Genomic DNA, 23946 nt, shown 5'->3' on the forward strand with positions numbered 1-23946 from the left:
AGGCCGGCTACAGCCAGCCGGCCTCATCGGCGATGCGCGCGGCGTCCACCCGGTTGCGCGCGCCCAGCTTGGTGACCGCCGACGCCAGATAATTCCGTACGGTCCCGTATGTCAGATGCACCTCACCAGCGATCTCGGCCACCGAGGCCCCGTTCGCGTGCTGCCTGAGCACCTCGGCTTCCCGGGGAGAGAGCGGGTTCTCGGTGGTCTCCAGCGCGGCGAGAGCCAGATTCGCGTCGATCACGCGCTCGCCCATGGCAACCCGGCGTACCGCGTCGAGCAGCTCCTGCGCCGGCGCGTCCTTGACGAGGAATCCGGACACCTGCGCGGCGAGTGCGCGGCGCAGTGTCCCCGGCCTGCCCAGGCCCGTGAGGATCAAGGTGCGGCACTGCGGCAGCCGCCGACGCAGTTCGGCGGCGGCGGTGAGCCCATCGGCACCGGGCAGGTCGATATCGAGCACGGCCACATCGGGGCGATGCTCAAGCGCGGCGGGTACGACGTCCGCACCGGAGCTCAACTCGGCGACGACCTTGAGGTCGTCCTCCAACTCCAGCAGGGCGACCAGGGTGTCACGCAGGATGCGCATGTCCTCGGCGATCAGGACCCGGATCATCTCCACCTCCCCGCAGCGACCACGACGGCTGCCGCGACCTTACGACCCCGGTGTCCCCACTGCCGACCGGCCATCAACGTAGCACCCGTGGGCGCCGGCCCCGCCCCTGCTCACAGAGCGAGCGGAATCTCCACGGCCAGGTCGAAGCGGCCCGCACCATCGTCCGCGGCGGTGAGGCGCCCGCCGAGGTCGCCGACTCGGGCGCGGAGGTTGTCAAGGCCGGTGCCGGCCGCCTCGGCGGGGCGGGCACCGTCATTGGTGATACGCAGCAGGACGGTCTCGTCCACGGCGGACAGCCGGATGACGCACCACTCGGCCGCCGCGTGGCGAAGGACGTTGGTGATGCCTTCGCGCAGCACAGTGGCCAGCACCTCGTCGATCGGAGGAGGGATCGGCGCCATGGGCAGATCGGTGCGAACCTCGACGCCGGCGGCGCCCAAAGCGTCACGAGCCGTGGCGAGCTCATGAAGAAACGACAGTTGACCGCGCGCATCCTCAGTTACCGACAGAACCTCCTCCCGGGCCTCGGCGGCGATCCGCAGGAGCTGCCCCAGTTCGTTCCGGGCTCTGGCGTCGTCGCGGTCGATGAGCCGTACGACCAGGTCGCACTTGAGCGCGACGGCCGACAGGCCCAGGCCCAGAAGGTCGTGGGTGTCCCTCGCGACGCGAGTCCGCTCCCGCACCATGGCGCTGGTGGCCAGTTCCCGGTGAGCGGCCTCCACCCTGAGCGCCAGGTCGGTCAGTCGCGAAAGCCCGTACACCACCAGGCCGTATGCCGCGGTTCCTGTCGCGGCGTACACCGCGTCGTAGAGGCCGTACGTGCTGTAGGCCGCCATCGTCGCCCCGGCCACGAGCGAGATGGCGCCGAACGCCGCCCATGCCCAGCGGCCAGGAAGCAGCAGGAGCGCCGAACCCGCCGCGAATCCCGCCATGCCGAGCAGGTTCACCTCGTCGAAGACCCAGACCGGCGCGACGCTCAGCAGCGTCTGAGCCGTGAAAGTCCAGATCCACCCCTGAGGGCGGACACCATCGCGGCGATCACGGGTATGCCGGAGCTGCAGCGCCCCTACCGCGACGACGGCGCACGCGCCGACCTCGGCCGACACCCCGGCCGCCGTTTCCCATACGTTGACCAGCGTCTGGGCCGAGAAGGCGCACAGCACCACCACCAGCACCATCCGGGCCACCCGCGGTGCCACAACGCCGCCCTGGATGCCGTCGGCGGTGTCGCCTTCCCGTCCGGCCTTCGGTGGGCCGTGGGCGCGGTCGTCACGTGCCACCGCCACCCGGACCCGGTCGAGCGCCTGACGCGTGATGCCGGCCGCCTCGATGAGACGGTCACGCGCCTGGCCCGGACTGTCGGTGATCAACGCCAAGGCGGCCTTGGCGTGTACGGTGACGGCTTCGAGCCGGACCCCGATCACCTCACGCAGGAGCCCGGCGGCGCGAAGGCGCTGCCGGGCCACAGCCATGGCGACCAGTTCGGCCTGGGTGGTGTGCATATCGTGGACCAGGTCGGCTAACCGGACCAGGCCGAACAACGCCAGGGCCATGTTCACCGGGGCCGTCAGCGCCCAGATGGTCAACGACCACGAGCCGTCGGCTCGCAGGATCCCTTCGAGCAGAAGGACGGCGCCGAACAGGACCCAGGAGGCCGGCGCGCCCACCGTGAGCAGAAGCAGACCGCCCAGCAGTCCCGACAGCCCCACCACCCAGTCCTGGCCGAACACGACGAACGGCACATACGTCAGGACCGCCTGGACGACGAGCAGTGGGTTGCGGCGACGGGCCCACAGCGCCCGCCCAGGCGGAACCGTGTACGACAACGGCAGCACGAACAGCGTCATGGCCGCCACCACGCCGACCGGCCCGGCCCCGTACACCGCTACGGCCGCCCTGGCGGGCAGCACCAGGCACAGGAAGGCCGCGGCGAACAGCCAGGCGACTGTCGGCGTCAGCTCGCCCTGCCGTGACACATCGCCCATCACGTGCCTCCAGACCACGCCTGAGCGTTCTTCGCGCTGACGGCACGGCATGCTACGCCCATCGCCGGTCCCGCGTCGCCTCGTGAAACTTTCATGGGCGCGAGGGGGACAGGCCAGGCCACCTGCCGGTCACGCTGGTTGATAAATTTTCAACCCTTGAATTCGCAACCAATTTGCTGACAATGGTCAGAGAAAGAGTCAAGTGACTTTCACTTTCATGTTCGGGAGGTTCCGTGAGTTCGATCCAACGTGTCCTCAGACTGCTGCTCGGCGTCACCGCCGGCGTGGCGCTGACGCTGTCCGGCGTCTTACCGGCCTCGGCGACCACGGCGACGTGGGAGCTGCGCGACATCGGGCAGCGCACGTGCGCGGCCGGCGGCCATCCCAATACGTACTTCGTCGGTCCTGTCTTCGGGAAGTGGGAGAAGAAGATCACGTTCGGGATTCGGAACCTGCCTTCCGGCTCGTACAGCAACGGCGGCGCGATCTGGCCCGGCGAGAATCACGGCAACACCATCGTCGGGTTCGTCCATATATCGATCGCACCGGCTCCGCCGGCCGTGTACGTCGCCGAGCTGTGGGCCTCGGACGGAACCGTGGAGCAGACCGTCCCTATCCGCATCAACATGAGGGCGGACTGCACCGAACACGGGAACCCGGATATCTGGCCCTGACGCTCCGGCTTCGCCACATCACTTCTCGCCGTTTCGAAGTCGCCGTCCAGTCTGCCGGCCGGATCGGCACGGATGGTGTGGGCAGCCATGTCCGGATGGCTGCCCACCCGGCTTTCCCAGGTGTCTTCTGCCGCTTTCCGGCTCGTTCGCGGGCCTTTTGATACTCGCCGTAACCTGGCCGTTCGCTCATTCCTGCAAAGACCGGCCGCAGCGGCGGAATCCATTTTTCCGAGCGTTGTGTCGCGCACGCCGCCGACAACGGCCCGGTGATTCCGTGCCCCAATTACTCTGACATCGTGTGGCGTACAGTATTCGTCGGCCGCGCACCCATTTACGAGGGATATCGCTATACTGCGGTCTCCGCCGCGTCGGCGTTCAACGTCAGTGACGCCCGGGTCATCGACAACACCCTCGACACACCGATCAACGCGACCTTCACCTCGGCGCAGTCGAGGACCTGGCGGGTCCAGATCACGTCCACGGTGGGCACGGCCGGGGAACTGGCCAAAACCCTTCAGGCCAGCGTCAGCGTACAGATCGTGCAGGAACGGACCACGGCCATCGGTGTGAACGCCGGCCTGGTCGTCGCCCCGCACACCCGGGTGACCGGACAGTACGGGGTCCACGCGTTCGACGTGGTCTACGACGTGTAAACGGTACGGGCCTGGCCGGCGATCCCGAACAAGATCACGCGATGCCACGACCAGGGCACGCAACGGGGGACCACCAATGCCCCGACCATCTCCGAAGGCTGGCGGTTCGTCGCGGGCTAGACGAGCAGCTCGCCGTTTCCAGACGGTCCTCAGCGCAGCGACTGGGCGAAGTCGAACAGGCCGGTGGGGTCATAGGCGGCCTTGAGCTCGCGCAGGCGCGGGAGGTTGCCGCCATAGTAGGCCCGCGCCCAGTCCTCCAGGTCGGCGTCCGGGTAGTTGGGGTACACCCCGCCGGACGACCACGGCCACACCCGTTCCCATGACGCGCGCAACCACGCGTGCGCCTCCCGCCGCCGCTCGTCGTTGGCGCGGAAGCCGACCTGGACGGCCTGCTTGAGCAGGAATCGCGGGGCGCGGTGGACGAACGCGGTCGCGTCGGGGGCGGGGCGGCCGATGGCGCCCGCCCACGGCACGAACTCCAGGTCCCGGATCTCGCCGCGCACCCGGTCGGCGACCAGCCGGTCCAGCAGGTCCTCGATGACGGTGCGCGGCAGGAGGCCGTCGAAGAACCCCGACTTGTTCAGGCGCAGCCCGGGACGCTCGCCGTACGGCAGCTCCGTGACGGGGCCCTGCCCGCCGTCGGCGTAGGCGTGGTGGCAGGCGGCCGCCGCGCCCTCCAGCCGGGTGAGCCGCAGGCGGCTCAGCGGCGCGAGAGCGCCGCAGAACTTCGCGGCCTGCTCCTCGGTACCGGCGACGACGCCGAAGAGGACGACCTCAGGCGGTTCGGCCGGCTCGTCGCTGGAGATGACGGCGATCTCCAGGTTGACCTCGTCCGGCGCCTCGGGCGCCCACCGCTGCCAGGCGTCGATGAGGTCGGCGGCCCGCTCGAAGTCACAGCCGGCCTGCACGGCGGTGACCGGCACGATGGGGCGGGTACGCAACGTCATCCGGGTGACCACGCCGAAGTTGCCGCCACCGGCCCCGCGCAGCGCCCACAGCAGATCGTCGCCTGCCTCGACGCGCGACCCGTCGGCCAGGATCACCCGCGCCGCGAGCAGGTGGTCGGCGCCGAGCCCGTGCAGGCGGCTGAACACTCCGTATCCGCCGCCCAGGACCGCTCCGGTGACGCCGACCGTCGGGCACCAGCCGCAGGGCACCATGCGCCCGTGCTCGGCCAGGCGCCGGGCCAGCTCGCCGATCCGCACGCCGGGGCCCACCCGCACACTCTCCGCGCCGACCTCGATCTCGTCCGCCGCGCTGAGATCGACGAGCAGGCCGGTCGTGGCGGAGTGCTCGGCGAAACTGTGCCCACCGCCGCGCAGGGCGAACGGCATGCCGCGGGCGCGGACGAGCTCAAGGACGCTCACCACGTCCGCCTCGGAGGCGCAGCAGGCCACGGCGGCGGGCAGCTTCTCGGTGAGCGTGCCGAGGAAGGGCTTGCGCCTGGCCTGGTAGCCGGGCTCGCCCGGACGGATCAGGCGCGGGCCGGTCATCGGCGCGCGGGCTTTCCGGTCTGCAACGCGTACAGCTCGGCGTAGTGTCCCCGCAGCGCCAGCAGCTCCTCGTGGGTGCCCTCCTCGGCCACGCGCCCCTGGTGCAGCAGGTAGATGCGATCGGCGTGGCGCACGCTGGTCAGCCGATGCGTGATGAGCAGGACGGTCCGTTCGCCGGCGAGCGCGCGGAGGGTCTCGTAGACGGTGTACTCCGCCTTGGCGTCCAGCGGTGCGGTCGGCTCGTCCCAGATCAGCAGGGCGCCGTCCCGGAACAGCCCACGGGCCACGGCCAGGCGTTGCCACTGGCCCGCCGACAGCTCGTGACCGCCCTTGAAGTGTTTGGACAGCAGGGTCTGCCATCCCGCGGGCAGGCCCGTGACGACGTCGCCGGCCGCGGCGAGCGAGGCGGCCTCACGCAGGGCGTGGTCTCCCGGGTCCGGGCGGTCGTGGCGGCCGATGCGGACGTTGGTCCGGGCGTCGTGCGGCCAGCGGACCGGGTGCTGCGGGACCAGGACGACCCGGTCGGCCAGGGTACGCGGGTCCAGCAGGGCGGTGTCGGTCCCGTCCCATCGCATGGTCCCGCTGGTGGGCCGGTAGAGCCCGGCCAGAAGCCTGGCCAGGGTGGTCTTGCCCGACCCGTTCTCGCCGACCAGCGCGATCGTCTGCCCGGCGCCGATGGTCAGGTCGATGTCGCACAGCGCGGGGGCCTGCCGGCCGGGGTAGACGAAGCCCACGCCGTGCAGGGTGACGCGGCCGGGGGAGCGCGGGGCCGGTACGCCGGCCGCCGGTGGTTTCCTGGCGTCGGCGTCGGCGAGGAAGTCATGGTAGTCGGCCACGTACAGGGACTGCTCGAACAGCTGGTTGGCGGCCTGGGTGAGCTGCCGCAGCGCGGCGGCGGCCACCCTGACCGCGATCACCGCGGCGCCCGCCCCGGCCGGCGCGATCCAGCCCGCGTGCAGCATCAGCCCGAGTACGGCCAGCACCCCGGCCAGGGCGAGGCCGGCCAGCGCGCGGCCCGCGGTCCTGCCCCGCGCCATGGACACCCCGACCTGGGTCTCCCTCTTCTGCAGCACGTCCGCCACCTGGCGGTACTCGGCCAGCACGTACGGCTCGGCCTGGCAGGCGCGCAGCTCGGCCGCCGCCTCCCGCTCGGTGGACAGCTCGGCGAGCATCTGTACCCGGCGGTCCAGCGTGACCATGCTCCGCATGCCGGCGTACCCGCGCCGTGCGACCGTCAGCACCGCCCAGGCCTCCGGGATCATGCCGGCCACGAGCAGCGGCACCAGCAGAGGGTGCAGGACGGCCAGCCCGGCCACCGCGGCCGTCACGCCGCAGACGGCGCCGAGCAGGTCGATCGTGTTGCCGACCGCGCGGTCGAGGTGGAACAGCCCGCGGTCGCGGGCCCGGTGCAGGCCGTCGTAGAAGTCGGCGTCGTCGAAGTCGGCGAGCCGCACGTCCAGGGCGGCGGCGAACAGCCGTTCCTCGGCGGCCCGGCGCAGCGCCGGCTCCAGCCGCGCCCTGGCCAGCTCCACCGCCGCCTCGGCCGCCCCGCGCAGCGCCAGGATCGCGGCGACCAGCGCCAGGCCGGGGGCCGCCGCCACGAGCCGGTCGGGCGCCGCGCCCGCCGCGAGCAACTCGTCCAGTACGGCCACACTCGTCAGCAGCCCGCCGGCCATCGCGGCGCCCGCGGCGAGCTGCAGGACGAGGATGGCGATCGCGGACCGGCGCCCGGACCGCCAGATGAGCCGCAGCACCGGCCCGGTGACCGCCAGCAGTTGCCGTGGCGTGCGCCGGGATCCGTCCGGCCGGTCGAGGTGCCAGTAGGGGGTGACGAGTTCCTCGTCCACCTCCTCGTCCGCGCGGCTCACGCCAGGTCCGGCAGCAGCACGGACGGCAGTGCGCACTCGGGGTGCATGCGGAGCAACTGGTAGGCCGCGCCGCCCAGGCCGGGCAGCAGGCCCGGCGCGAAGGCGTCTCTGGCCAGGCCGCTGACCGGGCCGTTGGTCTCCAGGCTGCCCAGGATGACGGCGGCCAGCCGGTCCCGCTCGACCGGTGCGACGCCGGCGGCCCGGGCCCGCTCGATCGTCTCCCAGCAGCCGAGATCGCCGTGGCAGAGCGTGTGGTTCCAGCCGATCCCGTCGGCCCAGCAGGAGGCGGCGGCGCGCGCCAGCCGGTCGCGCCACAAGGCGCCGCCCTCGCGGGCCAGCCGGTCGGCGGCGACCAGCCCGATCCCGCCCGCGCCGTGGCACCACGCCTTGGCGGCGAAGCCGTCGTTGCGCAGATCCAGCCAGCCGCGCTGCTCGGCGTCGTAGAGGGTGTCCTCGTAGGCGAAGGCGGCCTCGGCCAGCTCCCTCGCGCCTGCATGATCATCCGGGTATTTGGGAGAGTTGAGGGAGTTGAGGGAGTTGGGGGAGTCGGGGGAGTCGGGGGTGCCGGGGGAGTTGGGGGCGCCGGGGGTGCCGGGGGTGTCGAGGGAGTCGGCGAGGCGCGCCAGGGCCCAGCCGATGCCGCTCGCGCCGTGGGCCAGCCCGCCGAGCCCCTGCGGGAACCGGACGCTCGGCCAGCACACCCCGCCGGAGCGGCGCTCCGCCGGCCCCGCGAGCCGCTCCCCGATCGTCCGGGCCAGCCGGGGCCAGCGCGCCTCCCCGGTCTCCCGCCCCAGCAGGAGGAGCGGAACGATCGCCCCCGCCATCCCGGACAGCAGGTCGTAACTGTCGTCGGCCTCGATCGACTCCGGCAGCAGTCCGGCCAGCGCGCGGGCGCGCTGAAGCGCCTCCTCCCCGGCGACGCCCAGGGAGCGCAGCAGCAGCCAGCCCCACACCTGCGAGCCGATCCCGAGATAGGCGCCGGGAGGGTCCGGCCGCAGGCGCATCCCTTCCCGCCGCCTGGCGGCGTCGCGGTCCTCCATGGCGCGGATCGTGCGCAGGACCGCTTCCAGGAGCCCGTCCAGTCCGTCGATCGGCTCGGCCCTGCCGGCCGCGGCCTCCCGGAGGTAGGCGCTCAGCAGGACCGCCAGGCCGTGGGCGCCGCCGTACAGGTCGAGCGACAGCGGCTGCACGGCCCAGCCGGTGAGGTCGAGCACGGGTGTGATCCACGTGACCGTGCCGTCCGCGCCGCGCACGGCGCTGTCCAGGACGTCGCGGAGGATGCCGGCCGCCGCCGCGCGCCGCCTGGGCTCCAGCCGCTCGGTACGGACGAGGCCGGGCGGGAGCCGTTCGAGGTCCGGCATCCAGCCCTCGTTGAGGTAGGCGCTGACCAGGGCCGCCTGAGCCACCGCGCGGTCCAGGCCGTGGTCGCGCTCGCGCCAGCGGGCCACCGCGTCGGCGATCAGATCGCTCTCCGGGCCGCACCTGGTGTCGGCGGGGCCGCGGAGCATGCCGACGCGCGGCGTGGTGTCGAACATCGGGATGTCACCGTGGCACAGCTCGTCCACCTCGGCGGCGATGATCGCGGCGTCGCCGGGAGCCCCGGGGACGTTCTCCGACATCTTCGCCAGCAGCCGGGCGGCCTTCGCGCGGGCGTCCGCCTCGTCGCGCAGCGCGGCCGGATGCCACAGCATGCGCGCCAGCTCGGCGTACGCCTCGGTGGCGCGCAGCACCGCGCGGACCGGGCAGTCGGCGAAGGGCGTCAGCAGCGGCTCCAGCTTGCCCGACCGGTCCAGCTCGGTCAGGCGGTCGTCGAGCTCGTCGAGGCCGGCGATAATCAGGTTCCAGTACCGGCCGAGCACCGGCTCCGGGCTGGGATGGTTGGCCGCCGGCGGCAGGGTCACCCGCTCGGTGCCCATCCTGGGGCTGTCGGTGCCCGCGTCGAGGACCACCGGCAGCTCGATCCGCGGCTGCTGGCCGGGCAGCGCGCCCGCCGCCGACATGTCCACGCCTCGCCAGCCCAGGGCCACCCCTCGTCCCGGAAGCAGCCCGGTGCCCATCACCGAGTCGTTCACCAGGTCCACCGCCAGGTCGAAGGCTTGGCCGTACCCTGAGGAGCGCGCCTTGGCGTGCGGGGCGAACAGGCTCTCGCAGTCGACGACCACGGGGTGCGGTCCGGCGGCGATGAGGTTCTCGGCGTGCAGGTCGTTGCCGCCGAGCAGGCGCATGAGCGCCAGCCAGTGGCCCATGCCACGGTAGAACGCGCCCAGCTCCCCGGCGTCGGCGCAGTGGCGGTGCTCGATGTGCTCGGCCCAGCCGTACCCCTGCCTCGTCACGACGGCGGGCACCCGCATGGTCGAGACGCCGAGGTGCGTGAGCAGGTCGGCGAGTGCCGCGTCCACCGCCAGCGAGCGCGGCTTGTAGATCACCCGTCCGTCCGCGCCGTGCAGCACGGCGACCGTCTGCCCGCCCCGGTGGCTGTCGCCGGCGCCGAACTCGACGCGGTCGAGCTCGCCCGACGGCGCTCCTGGCAGGCAGGCCAGCAGCGCGCGGTCCGCGGCGAAGCGTTCGGCCAGGCGGAAGGCGGCGGCGCATCGATTGCGGATGATCGTCGTGAGCCTCGGCATCATGCCGGGGTAGAGCGCCGCCAGGTCGTTCCAGGATTCCGGTCGCGCCATGCTTCGCTGCCACTCCCGCCAGCGCGCGGCGGGGTCGGCGGCGGTCAGGCGCCCGGACAGGCGGGCGGCGTTCACCTCCAGCACCAGCACCCTGGTGATCTTGCGGCGGACCTCCTCGTCGACGGACAGCGTGGCGCCTGCCAGAACGGCGGCGCGCTCGTTCGGGGCAAGACCGGTGAGTGCGCGCAGCCGGGCCCCGAGGTCGGTCAGAGCGGGTCCGATCAGCGGGTCCAGCGGCGGATCGAACTCACCGGCCATGCGCTCCGCCCCTGCTCAGCAGCACTGATAGGTTCTGGAGCCCGAGCAGGCGGTCCCGCATCTGCCGGAGCCGCCCGGCCCGGTCATGGTGATCTCCGACTCGACGTACATACCGGGCATCAGCGGGCCTGCCGGGCTGTCCGGGTCGTCGCCCGCCCTCCAGGCGGCGATGATCTCCTCGGCCCTTTCGAGGGTGACGGTCATGTTCGCTCCCTTCTCGAATCTGGCCCCATGATCTGTGGTCGGTCCAACGCCTGATAGGCCTCATAACTGCGCACTTGACGACAGGTGGGCGATATGAGATAGACAGACGTGATCACCGTTTCTGCGGTAGATGATGATCGGATGCTCATCGACGGGCTGACCGCCTGGCTGGCGGGCGTTCCCGACGTACGGCTGACCGGATGGGCCGTCTCCGTCGCCGAGCTGCTCAGGACCGAGCCGTCCCCGGCCGACGTGGTGCTGCTGGAGGCGCGGCTCGCCGACGGCTCCGACCCGGTCGAGAACGTGTGCGCGCTGGTCCTGGGGCGGCGGCGGGTGCTCGTGGTCACCGCGGTGCCCAGCGGCGACCTGGCCGGGCGGATGATCGAGGCGGGGGCCGGCGGATACCTCACCAAGGACCACAAGCTGGAGACCCTGCTGGCCAAGGTCAGGGAGCTGGCCACGGACGAGACGGCCCGTTCGCCCCGGCGGGAGTGCGTCCGTCCCGTCCTGTCCCCTCAGGAGCACGCGGTGCTGCTCGCCTACGCCTCCGGCATGACGCTCGCCGCGGCGGCTCGCAGCGCCGGGGTGCGGCCGGGAACCGCCAAGAACTACCTGGAACGTGTCAAGGAGAAGTACCGGAAGGCGGGGCGTCCGGCGTACACGAAGCTGGAGCTCGCGGTCCGGTTGAGAGAGGACGGTCTGGCCATCTGACCCCCTGCCGGAGTAGAGGCTCGCGCACCACGCGGCGTCGCCGATCAGCACGACCCGGCCCTTCGATCGGCGGGTGATCCGCGAAGGGGCGGACCAGTAGCGAGCGGCCCGGTTCGAGCAGGTGGCGCCCTCGTTCGGGGCCATGCCGCCGCGCGGGAATCAGCTGTCGATCAGCTGTCGACCAATGCCGGAAACCCGCCGACCTCCCAGCGCGCTATCGCGCCTCGAGGCCGGCCTGGTCGGCGGCGGTACGGCCGGCCGCCCAGCCCTCCCGGTCCCAGGACGTGCGGACCGCGTGCGAGACCAGGTTCGGGAACAGGCGCTCGACCGCCTGCTCCACCTCCTGTTCGCGGGCCGCCAGCACCGGCACCAGGTCGGTGCCCCGGCCGGCGCTCTCCTGCGCGACCGTGGCCGCCGTGGCCTCGGCGAGCCGCTCCCCGATCCTGGAGGCGAACGCCGACAGGAACGACTGGCGGAACGTCTTGTTCCTCGACCGGCCGGTGCCGTGCTTCTTGGTGCCCGAGTTCACCAGCGCGGTCTGCGCCTGCACCAGCAGCGAGGTGAACAGCATCTCCACCCAGGACAGGTCCGCCCGGAACCCCAGCACGGTGGCGAACCCCAGCTCCTTCGACCAGATCACCCGGCACCGGTTGGCCTCGGCGATGAGGTTGAGCAGCACGGCCTTGGGCTGCTCGTACGGCGCGTCGATGCCGACCCGGATGCCCGCCGGGTCCTCGCCTCCGCCTGGCCGCGCGTCCAGCATCGCCGCGTCGATGCTGTACTTCGCCATCAAGCTCTGCGCCGCCGACATGAACGTCTCCGCCTCCGCCTCGTACGACGTCGACTCCGCCTTGGCGAGCAGCCCCCGCACCCGTACGAGCGTCTTCTCGCTGACCGCGTGCGGGCGTGCCTGGACCGTACGGCGAGCGGCCCCGGGCGGCGGGCTCAACGACTCCAGCCGCGGCAGCCCGGTCAGCACCCCCAGCAGGTGCAGCACCCCGGAGACGGTCACCAGCCGGCCGGCCCCGTCGCGCGCCTGCCGCGCCGCCAGGTAGCCGCCCTGCCACCACACCGCGGCCTCCAGGCCGGCGAGCTGGTCGCGCCAGCGCTCATCCACCGTGGCCGGCGCGTAGGCCCGCATCTCCCAGGCGATGAGGTCGGCCGCCGCCCGCCCGTGCCAGTCGGTCAGCCGTCTGGCCGCGATCCTGACCACGTCGGCGGGCTGCCAGCCGTTGCGCCACAACCCCGAGATCGCCCGGGTCACGACCTCGACCAGCACGCGCTCGGCGTCGTCCCGGTCTGCCAGGAAGGCGGCGGCGGAGTCGAAAGCCGCCTCGTCCTCGCGGGCAAGCGCCTCCAGCGCCGCGCCGACCAGCTCATCAGCCTTGCTCACACGCGCCGTCCACCTCGAGGAAAGTCCGCCAGAACCTTACCGTGACGGAGCCTCCTTCGCTGCGTGGGGAACGGGAGGGTCACTCATTGTTCTCCACCCGGCACGCCGCCCAGTGACACCGTCCCGGCGGCGGACGCGGAGGTCTGCGCGTGGCGCTGCTGAAAAGGGAGCATCGACGGGCGCGCGGGGAGGAGCCTTCTCCGGCGCCGGCCGGCCTGCCGTGGCGACCGGCCGGCGCCGGGAGGTGTCGCGTGGTCAGCCGTGCGAGTCGGTGACCCCTGCGCGTTTGACGGTCACGTCGTCCCCCCAGGTCGAGCAGGAGGGGCCGTTCGGGCCGCCGAAGCGGACGGAGTCGAAGAAGTCGCGGAAGTCGATGTAGAAGTTGCCCTTGCCGCGCGGGCTCGTGACGGCCGTGCAGCCGCCGTAGTCGGGCTCGGAGTAGAGGTGGATGAGCGTGTCGGTGCGGTTCCAGTCGGACTTGGCGCGATCACCCATCCCCAGGGCCGCCAGGCTCGCCGTGCTGCCCGTGAGCTGGACGATGTCCCCGGTGCCGTCGAGGCCGGAGAACAGGCAGTAGTGGCCCTCCTGGCAGCGGTCGTACCCCTCGGCCGCCTGGGCGGGAGTCGCCAGGGCGGTCAGGGCGGCGGCGGCGATCGGTAATGCCAGCATGCGAAACTTCTTGCCCACTTAACCTCCATGGATGAAAATTTCTTTCCATCCGAACCTACCCAGCGAGATCGACTTGCGCCAGACCGTTGTCGCGGGACGTGGGCGGCACTCATCTGCCGACGTGGGCGTAACCCTTCCTGACCGCTACAGATCGCTATAGGACCTTTTTTGATCGTTCTAGTGCGAAATGTGATCGGCATGCGACGGCATTGTTACCGTCTTGTTACGTAATCGTATCAATCTTTGATCATCTTCAGTTGTCCTGTTCACGTGAACGGGACCCCGGCTCTCCTTCCTGCCCGGCTGGTCGTCACCTGACGCGATCGGCGTCTCGGCCATGCGCTCGCACCCCCCACCGGAGAGGTCCATGCAGACACTCAATCCGATCCGCGCCGCAGCATTACTGCTCGTGACCATCCTCGTCTCGGCGTTGTTCGTCGCGCCGCCCGCGCACGCGGCACCGGCGAAGACCCCGCCCCTGTCGACGCCGTGGACGAGCCAGGCACTCGACGGAACTCCCCTCCCCGACTACCCCCGGCCCCAGATGACCCGCCCCGACTGGCTGAACCTCAACGGCGAATGGCAGCTGCGGCAGTCGGCGACGAACGACGCGCCGCAGTTCGGCGTCACGTTGCCGGAACGCGTCAACGTGCCGTTCGCCGTCGAGTCGGCGCTGTCGGGCGTCATGCGCCCCATCAACGACAACCGCTACTACCTCTTCTACCGCCGGACGTTCACCGTGCCCCAGAGCTGGGCCGGCCGCCGCCTGCAACTGCACTTCGGCGCCGTCGACTGGGAGGCGGCGGTGTACGTCAACGGCCGCCTGATGGGCACCCACCGCGGCGGGTACGACCGCTTCGAGTACGACGTCACCGACGCGCTCAACGGCGGCACCAACGAGCTGGTCGTCAAGGTCTACGACCCCAGCGACTCCGGCCACAACGGCAGCCACCAGGCCATCGGCAAGCAGACCCGCAACCCGTCGGCCATCTTCTACACCCCCGTGTCCGGGATCTGGCAGACGGTGTGGCTGGAGCCGACGCCCACGTCCTCGATCTCCAGCGTCGACCTCTACCCGAACCTGAGCGACAACACCCTGCGGGTACGCGTCTTCACCCGGGGCAACGTCAGCGGCCACTCCGTCCTGGCCGAAGCGATGAACGGCACGACCGTCGTCGGCAGCGCGACCGGCGGGTTCACCGACTTCAGCGTGCCGGTGCCGAACGCCCGCCGCTGGACCCCGGACGACCCGTTCCTGTACAACCTGCGCGTCTCGCTGCGCGACGGCTCCGGCCAGACGGCCGACCGGACCACGCACTACTTCGGCATGCGCGAGGTCGGCACCCGCGTCGTCAACGGAGTGCTGCGGCCGACGCTCAACGGCGAGTTCGTCTACCACCTCGGCACCCTCGACCAGGGCTACTGGCCGGACGGCCTCTACACCGCGCCCACCGACGCCGCGCTCGCCTTCGACCTGCAGAAGCACAAGGAGCTCGGCTTCAACATGGTGCGCAAGCACATCAAGGTGGAGCCGCAGCGGTGGTACTACCACGCCGACCGGCTCGGCCTGCTCGTGTGGCAGGACATCCCCTCGATGCAGGCCGGCAGCCGCCAGATCTCAGCCGCCCACGCCCAGCAGTTCGAGGCCGAGGCGCGGGAGATCGTGGACGAGCACCGCAGCTCACCGGCGGTCGTGGCCTACGTCCCGTTCAACGAGGGGTGGGGCGAGTGGAACCTCACCGACACCCGCCGCGTCATCCAGAACATCAAGAGCCAGGACCCGACCCGGCTGGTCAACGGGCACAGCGGCTTCAACTGCTGCGACTCCCTGGGCGACCCGGGCAACGGCGACATGACCGACTGGCACATGTACCCGGGTCCCGACGCGCCGTCGCCGTCCGCGACCCGGATCTCGATCCTGGGCGAGTTCGGCGGGCTCGGCCTGCGGACGCCGGGTCACGAGTACAGCCCGCACGGCGGCTTCTTCGCCTACGAACAGCAGGCCAGCGCCGCCCAGCTCAACGACCGCTACACCGGCATGGTGCGTGATCTGCGGCAACTGGTCGCCACGAAGGGCCTGAGCGGGTCGGTGTACACCGAGATCACCGACCTGGAGGGTGAGTACAACGGCCTCATGACCTACGACCGCCAGGTGCAGAAGGTCGACACGAACCTGGTGCGCGCCGCGCATCAGAGCTTGCTGGCCACGGCCAGGAACCAGAACGCGGCGCCGAACCTGACGCCCGGCCACGTCCGGTCGTTCCGCTCGACGACCTCCGGCTTCGCCGACCGGTACCTGCGCCACGCGAACTCCGTCGCCCGTACGGACGTGATCGGCACGGCGAGCCCGGACCCCGCCCGTCAGGACGCGTCGTTCCGCACGGTGCCCGGGCTGGCGGACCCGCGCTGCTACTCGTTCGAGTCGGTCAACCTGCCGGGCCGTTACCTGCGCCATGCCAACTCGGTGGTGCGCCTCGACGCCGACACCGGCGGCCCGTTCGCGGCGGACGCCACCTGGTGCGCCCGTCCCGGACGGTCGGGGAGCGGCACGTCGTTCGAGTCGTCCAACTTCCCCGGCGCCTTCCTGCGGCACCACTCCGACAACGTCTACCTGGCCCGGCCCAGCGGCGCCAACCCGTTCGACGGCGGCGCCACCTTCGACGCCGACGCCACCTGGGACGTGAGCGGCGCCGCGTTGTGGCGCAGCGGTGTCGTCCTGCCTGTGGACGTCCGCCGGTCGCTGCAGGTGCAGACCTGGGGCTTCACCAACCGGTATCTGCGGCACGCCAACAGCCTGGCCGCCACGGAGGTCGTCGACGCGGGCAGCGCCGCGCTGCTGAAGAACGACGCCACCTGGACCGTCCGCCGCGGCCTGGCGGACTCCGGCTGCTACAGCTTCGAGTCGGTCAACTTCCCGGGAAGATACCTCCGCCACGCCTCCTCACGCGTCCGCATGGACCCGAACGACCAGAGCACGCTGTTCGCCCAGGACGCGACGTGGTGCGCCCGGCCCGGCCTGCAGGGCGGCGGCGTCACCCTGGAATCGATCAACTTCCCCGGCTCCTACCTGCGGCACTACGACAGCCAGGTGTGGTCGGCCAACGGCACCGGGGGCACGTGGAACCGTCCCCAGATGCTCACGGCGGACAGCACCTGGAACCTGACCACGCCCTGGACGCCATGACGCGATGAAGCGCGGCAGCGGTCGAGAGCCGGTCAGGACGAGCGGCTCTCGATCACTCCCGCGTCGCGGCGCCTCCGGCGTTCCCCCGGCGGATCAGCACGGGGCTAGAGGACGTCGCGAAGGGTTCCCAGGAGGCGGGCGATGTTCTCCTCGTCGCGGCGGTAGTAGGTCCACTTGCCCCGCCGGGTGGCGATCACCAGCCCTGCTTGCCGCAGCATCGCGAGGTACTGCGAGGTGGTCGGCTGGCTCAGGCCCGCACGCTGCTGGATGTCGGTCACACAGACGCCGATCTCGGCATTGTCGGGCTCCTGGCCGGGGAAACTCATCCGCTCCTTGAGCCACACCAGCATCTGGCGGCGGGCCGGGTTGGACAGGGCACGGAACACATCCAGTAACTCCGCCTCCGAGGTCACCTGCCGATCGTAGCGCAGGCTCACATTGACGATTTGAAATATATCAATTTACGGTGGTTGCATGGCTCCTTCGATGCGTGTCATGGAACTCGTCCGCTTCGGTGGCCCGGACACCGCGTTCGCCGCCCGGGAGTTGCCAAGGCCCACTCCGGGGCAGGGCCAGGTGCTGGTGCGTGTGATGGCCACGTCCGTGAACCCCCTCGATCTGCAGACCCGGCGCGGCGACTACCGCGACCAGGTGGCGCTGCCCGCGGTGATCGGCAACGACGTGTCCGGCGTGGTGGTCGGGACCGGCCCCGGGGCGGACGACTTCCAGCCGGGCGACGAAGTCTGGTACCTGGCGCCGATGTTCGCCGGGCAGGGGACCTATGCCGAGTTCCACGTGGTCGACCAGGCTCTGGTGGCCCGCAAGCCCGCACAGCTGTCGCATGTCGAGGCTGCCGGTCTCGCGCTGGTGGGCGTGACGGTGTGGGAAGCCCTGGTCGAACGCGCCGGGGTGCGGGCCGGGGAGCGGGTCCTGGTGCACGGTGGAGCGGGTGGGGTCGGCTCGGTCGCCGTCCAGGTCGCCCGCGCACTGGGAGCCGAGGTGGTGACCACCGCGCGGACCAAGGATCACGAGTTCGTCACCCGGCTGGGCGCCGACACCGCGATCGACTTCTCGACCGGTGACTACGTGCTGCAGGTCCGCGCGCTGGGCGGGGTGGACGTCGTGCTGGACACGGTGGGCGGGGACACCCTCACCCGCAGCCCGGAGGTCCTCGCCGACCGGGGCCGCGTGGTGTCCATCGTGGACATCCCCGAACCTCAGAATCTGCTCGCGGCGTGGCGCGTGAACGCGACCTACCACTTCGTCTTCGTCAGCCCCGGCCGGGCGAAGCTCGAAGCCCTCGGTCGGCTGGTCGACCGGGGAGACCTCCGGCCGGTGATCGGCGCCGTGCTGCCGCTGGCCGACATCGCGCAGGCGCACGCGCTGTTGGAAGGCGGCTCGGCCGACGAGGGCCGCCGGCGCTCGCGCGGCAAGATCGCCGTCGCTGTGCACCCGCCGGGCGCCGAGTGAGGAGTACGAGAAATGCCCGAGATCCCGAGCACCATGCCTGCCGTCGCCTACCGCAGGAGTCTGCCGGTGGGCGATCCGGAGAGTCTCGTGGACGTCATGCTGCCGGTGCCGCAGCCCGGCCCCCGCGACCTGCTGGTGCGGGTCGAGGCGATCTCGGTCAACCCGGTCGACTACAAGGTGAGGCAGAACACCGATCCGGGTGGCGAACCCAAGGTCCTGGGGTGGGACGCCGCCGGCGTCGTTGTCGGCGTCGGCGACGCGGTGACGGCGTTCACGGTGGGTGACGAGGTCTTCTACGCCGGCGCCATCGACAGGCCCGGCACCAACGCCCGCTTTCACGCCGTGGACGAGCGCGTCGTCGGCCGCAAGCCCACGACTCTCTCCTTCACGGAGGCAGCGGCTCTTCCTCTGACCTCGCTCACGGCTTGGGAGGCTCTGTTCGAGCGCCTCGGCCTGCACAACGGCGCCCTGAAGAACTCCGGCACCCTGCTCGTCACCGCCGCTGCGGGCGGCGTGGGCGCGATGGCCGCCCAGCTGGCGCGAGCGCTGACCAGCCTCACGGTGATCGGCACCGCGTCCCGTCCGGAGTCGGCCCGGTTCGCCCGCCGCATGGGGGCGAACCATGTGGTCGATCACCACAAGACCCTGACCCCTCAGGTGACAGCGGTCGCGCCGGACGGTGTGGACTTCGTCTTCAGCACGGCCGGTACCGACGTGAACATGGTCGTCTATGCGGACGTACTCAAGCCCATGGGGCAGATCGTTGCGATCGACGACTTCGGCCCCGTCGAGATCGGGCTGCTGAAGTCCAAGAGCATCTCCTTCCACTGGGAGTTCATGTTCACCCGCTCGCTGCACCGGACCCCGGACCGGGCTGTTCAGGGGTATGTCGTGAACCAGATCGCCCGTCTGGTGGACGCCGGCATCCTCGCGACCACGGCCATGACCGATCTCGGCACGATCAACGCGCAGAACCTGCGCGAGGCCCACCGCATCCTTGAATCCGGCAAGGCGGTCGGCAAGATCACCCTGACCGGTTTCTCGCCCGCGTAGGAGAGGCGCCTCTTCGGTGAGTGTCGGCACGCCGCCGGGGCCCGGCAAAAGGGGCTCCGGCCGGCGAGCCGCACGACGGGAAACGGCCTAGGTGAGGGTCCATTTCTGGCTGGCGCCGTTGTGACAGGTCCACAGGTGTGCGGGTGTGCTGTCGGCGGAGTTTCCGCCGTTGAGGTCCAGGCATTTGCCGGAGCTCGGGTTGCGGAGGGTTCCGTTGGCCTGTGGGGCCCAGTTCTGTGCGCCGCTTCCGTTGCAGGTGTAGAGCTGAATCTTGGTGCCGTCGGCGGTGGCGGCTCCTGCTACGTCCAGGCATTTGCCGAGGGCGCGCAGGGTGTTGCCGTCGCGGGTCCAGTTCTGTGCCGCGCTGGTGTTGCAGGTGTAGAGCTGGACCTGGGTGCCGTCGGCGCTCGCGCCGCCGCGCACGTCGAGACACTTGCCCGCCAGCCCCACCACCGGGCCGGAGCCCGAGGACCTGGCGAAGGTGAAGTCGTCGACGTCGAACAGCCCGGAGCCGGTCCCCGTGAACGTCAGGTAGACATCGGCGGTGCCGGCCGGGGCGTTCGCCAGACTCGTCGAGACGTCCGCGAAGGTCGTCCAGCTTCCGGTGTTCGGCACCGCCACCGAGCCCAGGACCGGGCCGGTCGGCGATCCCGTACGGACCTGGATCGTGCCGCCCGGCCCGCCCGAGACCACGCGCGCCCGGAACGTGGTCGCGCCGTTCAGCGGGAGCCCGTTGTAGGCGGCCCAGTCACCGGGGTCGATGTGGCCGAGAGTCTGCCCGTTGTGCGCCCCTTCCTTGGTGAACGGCGCCACCCCGCTCTGCGCCGAGTACGATTCCGCCTGCACCGTGCCGGTGGCGGCCTGCTCCTTGATCCTGATGTTGCGGAACGACACCTCGTCGCCGTCCCCGTGGTTCTGGATGCCGACGTGCCCGGCCAGGCCGCGCGCCGGGTCGGTGTTGGTGAAGTCGTTGATCTTCGTCCCGTTGAGGAAGACCTGGAGCCGTTCGCCCTCGACGAGGATCTCGTAGGCGTTCCACTCGCCCGGCGGGTTCAGCGCCGCGTCCCTGGCGGCGGCGTCGGGCCCCTTGAAGCCGTAGACGGAGCCGGTGGTGCGGTCGGGGGTGTCGGTCGCGTCGATCTGGATCTCGTAGCCGTTGTCCACGGCCGACCAGGGATCGCTCGACGGCGGGAAGCCGACGAACACGCCGGAGTTGTCGTCGCCCGCCATCCGCCAGTCGAACTTCAGCGAGTACGACGAGAACTGCTTCGCGCTGTACCAGAGCAGGCCGAGGCCGCCGGTCGAGGTCAGCGTGGCGTCGGCGTTGCCGAAGGAGCCCGGCCCGGCCTGCGACCAGCCGGAGGTGGAGCCGTTGTAGAGGGAGGTGTACCCGGACTCCGGCCGGCAGTCGGCCTTGGCGCGGCCGGCCGCGTACCGGATGCCACCGAGAAGATGGCCGCGGAAGGCGGGGTCGGTGTAGGAGGCCGCGGTGTGCCCGCCGCCGGTGTAGAACGAGCGCCCGCCCTGGTAGGTCTTGCACCAGATGTGCGGATGGTCGGCTCCCATGCTGCCGCCCGAGTACGACGACTCGTCGAGGGTGGCGAGCACGCGTGCCGTGGCGCGCGGGTTGGTGCGGAAGTTGTACCACTCGTCGGTGCGGGTCCAGGTCTGCGGCAGCGCGGCGGTGGCCGCGTGCCCCCGGTTCTCCACCTTGACGGCGGCCTGCTGGATGGCGGGGTGTGAGGCGAAGTAGGCGCCGACGAGCTCGCCGTAGAAGGGCCAGTCGTACTCGGTGTCGGAGGCGGCATGCACCCCGGTGAAGCCGCCGCCCGCGCGGATGTAGCTCTCGAAGGCGCCCTGCTGGGTGGTGTTGAGCACGTCTCCGGTGGTGTTGAGGAAGACCACCGCCTCGTACCCGGCGAGGTTGGAGGCGGTGAAGGCCTCGGCGTCCTCGGTCGCGGTGACCGAGAAGCTGTTCGCCGCGCCCAGGTCGCGGATCGCCTGGACGCCCGCCGGGATGGCGTCGTGTCTGAAGCCCGCCGTCTTGGAGAAGACGAGCACGTCGAAGGGGGTGTCGGCGGCGACTGCCGGGCTCGCGGGAATGGAGCCCCCGAGCACTGCTGCGACGACGACGGCTGTGCGGAGAATTCTGCGCATGTCACGCTCCCTTAGGGGGAGCGGGGACGCCTGAGGCGTCCCCGCCAGAGTCGCTAGGTGAGGGTCCATTTCTGGCTGGCGCCGTTGTGACAGGTCCACAGGTGTGCGGGTGTGCTGTCGGCGGAGTTCCCGCCGTTGAGGTCCAGGCATTTGCCGGAGCTCGGGTTGCGGAGGGTTCCGTTGGCCTGTGGGGCCCAGTTCTGTGCGCCGCTTGCGTTGCAGGTGTAGAGCTGGATCTTGGTGCCGTCGGCGGTGGCGGCTCCTGCCACGTCCAGGCATTTGCCGAGGGCGCGCAGGGTGTTGCCGTCGCGGGTCCAGTTCTGTGCCGCGCTTGCGTTGCAGGTGTAGAGCTGGACCTGGGTGCCGTCGGCGCTCGCGCCGCCGCGCACGTCGAGACACTTGCCCGCCAGCCCCACCACCGGGCCGCCCGTGACGAGGGTGAAGGCGTCCACGTCGAACAGCGCTCCGCCGGTCCCGCCGGAGAAGGTGAGGTAGAGGGAGGTGGTCCCCGCAGGAGGGCCGGCGATCGCGCCGGTCACCTGGACGAAGGTCTCCCACCCGCCGGTCACCGGCACCGTCGCCGAGCCGAGCACCGTGCCGGTCGCGGAACCCGCCCGGATCTGCAGCGTGCCGCCCAGACCGCCGGAGGAGACGCGGGCGGAGAACGACTTCACGTTGCTGATCTTGTACGGGTCGAAGGAGATCCAGTCGCCGTTGTGGATGTCACCGACGGTCCTGCCGCCCTCCGCGCCGGACTTGGTGATCAGCGCGACGCCGGAGGACGTCTTGTAGTGCTCGGCCTGCCGGTGCTTGGGCTGGAGGATGACCTGCTTGTGGGTGGTGAGGCCGGCACTGTCGGCGTACTCGGCGTCGAAGACCGCGAAGATGTTGGCGGCCTCGTCGTGCTCGCCGTCCACGGGGATGGAGATCGCCCCCGAGCAGCCGTTCTGCGAGGTGATCTGGTGGCCATGGCTGTCGTGCCCGAGCACGTAGGTCATCTTCGCGCGGGCGCAGTCGGCCGCGCCGTCCTCGGGGTCGGAGGCCGAGATCTGGAACGGGACCACGTCGCCGAAGGCGAACAGCTGCCCGTTCGCGGGATTGGCCACGGTGACGGTGGGGGCGGTGTTGCCCACGCCCACCATCGCGTTCGCGCTGCCCGTGGCCCCCGTGGCGTCGCGTACGGTCAGGGTCGCCGTGTAGGTGCCGTTCGTGGTGTAGGTGTGCGTCGGGTTGGCCGCCGTCGAGGTGCCGCCGTCGCCGAACGTCCACGCGTACGTGATCGCGTCGCCGTCGGGATCGCTCGTGCCCGCCGAGGAGAACGCCACCGTCAGGGGCGCCTGACCGGAGGTCGGCGTGGCGCTGGCGACCGCGACGGGAGCGCGGTTGCCGCCCGCGATGTAGTCGAACCGGTAGAGGGCCGAGTTCGCGTCGCCGTTGAAGTAGCCGGTGCCGTAGTCCAGGACGTACAGGGAGCCGTCCGGGCCGAAGGCCTGGTCCATGACCTGTTTGCCGGTCCACGGGAAGGTGCTGATCTCGCCGGGCGAGCCGTCGGCGGCGACGTGGATCGGCTTGATCCAGCCCCGGCCGAACTCGGCGGCGAAGAAGTGCCCGTCGAAGCTCTGCGGGAACTTGGTGGTAGACGGGTTCGCGGCGTCGTAGCGGTAGACCGGGCCGCCCATCGGCGACTCGGAGCCGCTGCCGAACTCCGGCGGGCTGCCCGCGTCCCCGCCGTACCGGATCCAGGCGGGCTTGGCCGCCGGAAGGGTCGTCAGGCCGGTGTTGCGGAAGGAGTTGTTCGTCGGCCCGCCCGCGCAGTTGTACTTGGCCCCGGTGGCGTTCGTCGCGAAGTTCCACTCGTTGTAGGTCTCCGCCGTGGTGTTGGTCCCCGTGCAGTACGGCCAGCCGTAGTTGCCCGGCGCGGTGATCCGGTCGAACTCCACCTGGCCGCTCGGGCCCCGGTTGGCGCTGGACGAGCCGGCGTCCGGACCGTAGTCGCCGACGTACACGGTGCCCGAGGCCTTGTCCACGCTCAGGCGGAACGGGTTGCGGAAGCCCATCGCGTAGATCTCCGGGCGGGTTCCCGTGGTTCCGGGCGCGAAGAGGTTGCCGGACGGGATCGCGTACGTGCCGTTGGCGTTGACCTTGATCCTGAGGATCTTGCCCCGCAGGTCGTTGGTGTTGGCCGCGCTGCGCTGCGCGTCGTAGGCCGGGTTCTGGTTCGTGCGCTCGTCGATGGGCGAGTAACCGGCGGAGGAGAACGGGTTGGTGTCGTCCCCGGTGGACAGGTAGAGGTTGCCCGCCGCGTCGAAGTCGATGTCACCGCCGACATGGCAGCAGATGCCCCGGTCGGCGGGCACGTCGAGCACGGTCACCTGACTGGCCATGTTCACGGTGTGATCGGCGTTGAGCGTGAACCTGGCCAGCCGGTTGACGCCCCGCCACGCGGTCCAGTCCGTGCCCGTGGCAGGGGCGTCGCCGGCCGGCGTGGACAGCGGAGGGGCGTAGTAGAGGTAGATGTGCCGGTTCGAGGCGAACCCCGGATCGACGCCGACGCCCTGCAGGCCCTCCTCGTCGTGGTTGTACACGGGAAGGGTGGCGATGACGGAGGTGTTGCCGGCCGCGTCGGTGCGCCGCAGCGTGCCGTCCCGGGCGGTGTGCAGCACCGACCGGTCGGGGAGCACCGCGAGCGACATCGGCTCGCCCGTCTCCGCGACCCCCTTGGCGAGGGTTACCTGCTGGAAGTCGGCCGCGTTGATGGGGTGAGCCTGCGCCGGGCCGGCGATCACCGTGAGCGAGGCCGCCACCAGCGTGAACACGGCGGCGACTCGCATACGTAAGCCTGAGGGCTTCGTGACTGGCATGGGGGAGAGGTGTCCCTTCCTGACG

General features: G+C 71.0%; 17 protein-coding genes. 6 read left to right on the forward strand and 11 right to left on the reverse strand.

What is annotated here, in order from left to right; translation table 11 throughout:
- Positions 1 to 7: 7 nt before the first annotated feature.
- Together OHA68_RS27865 and OHA68_RS27870 are read right to left on the reverse strand one after the other, a co-directional pair.
- A complete protein-coding gene (locus OHA68_RS27865; RefSeq protein WP_327102904.1) occupies positions 8 to 613 on the reverse strand; it encodes a response regulator transcription factor in 606 nt (201 codons plus the stop codon).
- Positions 614 to 723: 110 nt separating this feature from the next.
- Entirely contained in the window at positions 724 to 2598 is a 1875-nt protein-coding gene (locus OHA68_RS27870; protein ID WP_327102905.1) for a histidine kinase, read from the reverse strand.
- Between the two features lie 233 nt (positions 2599 to 2831).
- Between OHA68_RS27870 and OHA68_RS27875 the strand changes: the two genes are divergently transcribed.
- Positions 2832 to 3272, forward strand: coding sequence for a DUF5980 family protein (locus OHA68_RS27875; protein ID WP_327102906.1), 441 nt, complete (start codon positions 2832 to 2834; stop codon positions 3270 to 3272).
- A gap of 296 nt (positions 3273 to 3568) precedes the next feature.
- Positions 3569 to 3925, forward strand: a complete 357-nt coding sequence (locus OHA68_RS27880) for a hypothetical protein (RefSeq protein WP_327102907.1) — start codon at positions 3569 to 3571, stop codon at positions 3923 to 3925.
- A gap of 149 nt (positions 3926 to 4074) precedes the next feature.
- On the opposite strand, the gene OHA68_RS27885 is transcribed toward OHA68_RS27880, so the two are convergent.
- Genes OHA68_RS27885 through OHA68_RS27900 form a run of 4 tightly spaced genes read right to left on the reverse strand, consistent with a single transcriptional unit; the run spans position 4075 to position 10423 of the window.
- Positions 4075 to 5418, reverse strand: coding sequence for an FAD-binding oxidoreductase (locus tag OHA68_RS27885; protein WP_327102908.1), 1344 nt, complete (start codon positions 5416 to 5418; stop codon positions 4075 to 4077).
- A complete protein-coding gene (locus OHA68_RS27890) occupies positions 5415 to 7286 on the reverse strand; it encodes an ABC transporter ATP-binding protein (protein WP_327102909.1) in 1872 nt (623 codons plus the stop codon). The genes OHA68_RS27885 and OHA68_RS27890 overlap by 4 nt, the downstream gene beginning before the upstream one ends.
- Positions 7283 to 10219: a type 2 lanthipeptide synthetase LanM family protein gene (locus OHA68_RS27895; RefSeq protein ID WP_327102910.1), complete on the reverse strand. Its 2937-nt coding sequence runs from the start codon at positions 10217 to 10219 to the stop codon at positions 7283 to 7285. Before OHA68_RS27895 ends, OHA68_RS27890 begins: the two co-directional genes overlap by 4 nt.
- 15 nt (positions 10220 to 10234) lie before the next feature.
- Positions 10235 to 10423, reverse strand: coding sequence for a DUF6229 family protein (locus OHA68_RS27900; RefSeq protein ID WP_125634764.1), 189 nt, complete (start codon positions 10421 to 10423; stop codon positions 10235 to 10237).
- A 141-nt stretch (positions 10424 to 10564) separates the two neighbouring features.
- On the opposite strand from OHA68_RS27900, the gene OHA68_RS27905 reads away from it, so the two are divergent.
- A complete protein-coding gene (locus OHA68_RS27905) occupies positions 10565 to 11134 on the forward strand; it encodes a hypothetical protein (RefSeq protein WP_327102911.1) in 570 nt (189 codons plus the stop codon).
- 214 nt (positions 11135 to 11348) lie between these two features.
- Here OHA68_RS27905 and OHA68_RS27910 read toward each other — a convergent pair whose 3' ends face one another.
- Together OHA68_RS27910 and OHA68_RS27915 are read right to left on the reverse strand one after the other, a co-directional pair.
- Entirely contained in the window at positions 11349 to 12527 is a 1179-nt protein-coding gene (locus OHA68_RS27910; RefSeq protein ID WP_327102912.1) for a DUF2786 domain-containing protein, read from the reverse strand.
- Between the two features lie 255 nt (positions 12528 to 12782).
- Positions 12783 to 13196, reverse strand: a complete 414-nt coding sequence (locus tag OHA68_RS27915; RefSeq protein ID WP_327102913.1) for a peptidase inhibitor family I36 protein — start codon at positions 13194 to 13196, stop codon at positions 12783 to 12785.
- A 367-nt stretch (positions 13197 to 13563) separates the two neighbouring features.
- Here OHA68_RS27915 and OHA68_RS27920 point away from each other — a divergent pair, with 367 nt between their 5' ends.
- Entirely contained in the window at positions 13564 to 16380 is a 2817-nt protein-coding gene (locus OHA68_RS27920; protein ID WP_327102914.1) for an AbfB domain-containing protein, read from the forward strand.
- A 104-nt stretch (positions 16381 to 16484) separates the two neighbouring features.
- On the opposite strand, the gene OHA68_RS27925 is transcribed toward OHA68_RS27920, so the two are convergent.
- Positions 16485 to 16817: an ArsR/SmtB family transcription factor gene (locus tag OHA68_RS27925; RefSeq protein WP_327102915.1), complete on the reverse strand. Its 333-nt coding sequence runs from the start codon at positions 16815 to 16817 to the stop codon at positions 16485 to 16487.
- A gap of 58 nt (positions 16818 to 16875) precedes the next feature.
- Between OHA68_RS27925 and OHA68_RS27930 the strand changes: the two genes are divergently transcribed.
- Positions 16876 to 17850: a zinc-binding dehydrogenase gene (locus OHA68_RS27930; protein WP_327102916.1), complete on the forward strand. Its 975-nt coding sequence runs from the start codon at positions 16876 to 16878 to the stop codon at positions 17848 to 17850.
- A gap of 12 nt (positions 17851 to 17862) precedes the next feature.
- Positions 17863 to 18903 (forward strand): zinc-binding alcohol dehydrogenase family protein, encoded by a 1041-nt coding sequence (locus tag OHA68_RS27935; RefSeq protein WP_327102917.1) that lies wholly within the window; start codon positions 17863 to 17865, stop codon positions 18901 to 18903.
- An 87-nt stretch (positions 18904 to 18990) separates the two neighbouring features.
- Here the strand turns inward: OHA68_RS27935 and OHA68_RS27940 are convergent, their stop codons facing one another.
- Both OHA68_RS27940 and OHA68_RS27945 read right to left on the reverse strand, forming a co-directional pair.
- Positions 18991 to 21060, reverse strand: a complete 2070-nt coding sequence (locus OHA68_RS27940) for a ThuA domain-containing protein (protein ID WP_327102918.1) — start codon at positions 21058 to 21060, stop codon at positions 18991 to 18993.
- A gap of 53 nt (positions 21061 to 21113) precedes the next feature.
- Positions 21114 to 23891, reverse strand: coding sequence for a PQQ-dependent sugar dehydrogenase (locus OHA68_RS27945; protein WP_327102919.1), 2778 nt, complete (start codon positions 23889 to 23891; stop codon positions 21114 to 21116).
- Between the last annotated feature and the right edge of the window lie 55 nt (positions 23892 to 23946).

It is taken from the genome of Nonomuraea glycinis, from assembly GCF_035920485.1.
Lineage (GTDB): Bacteria > Actinomycetota > Actinomycetes > Streptosporangiales > Streptosporangiaceae > Nonomuraea > Nonomuraea glycinis.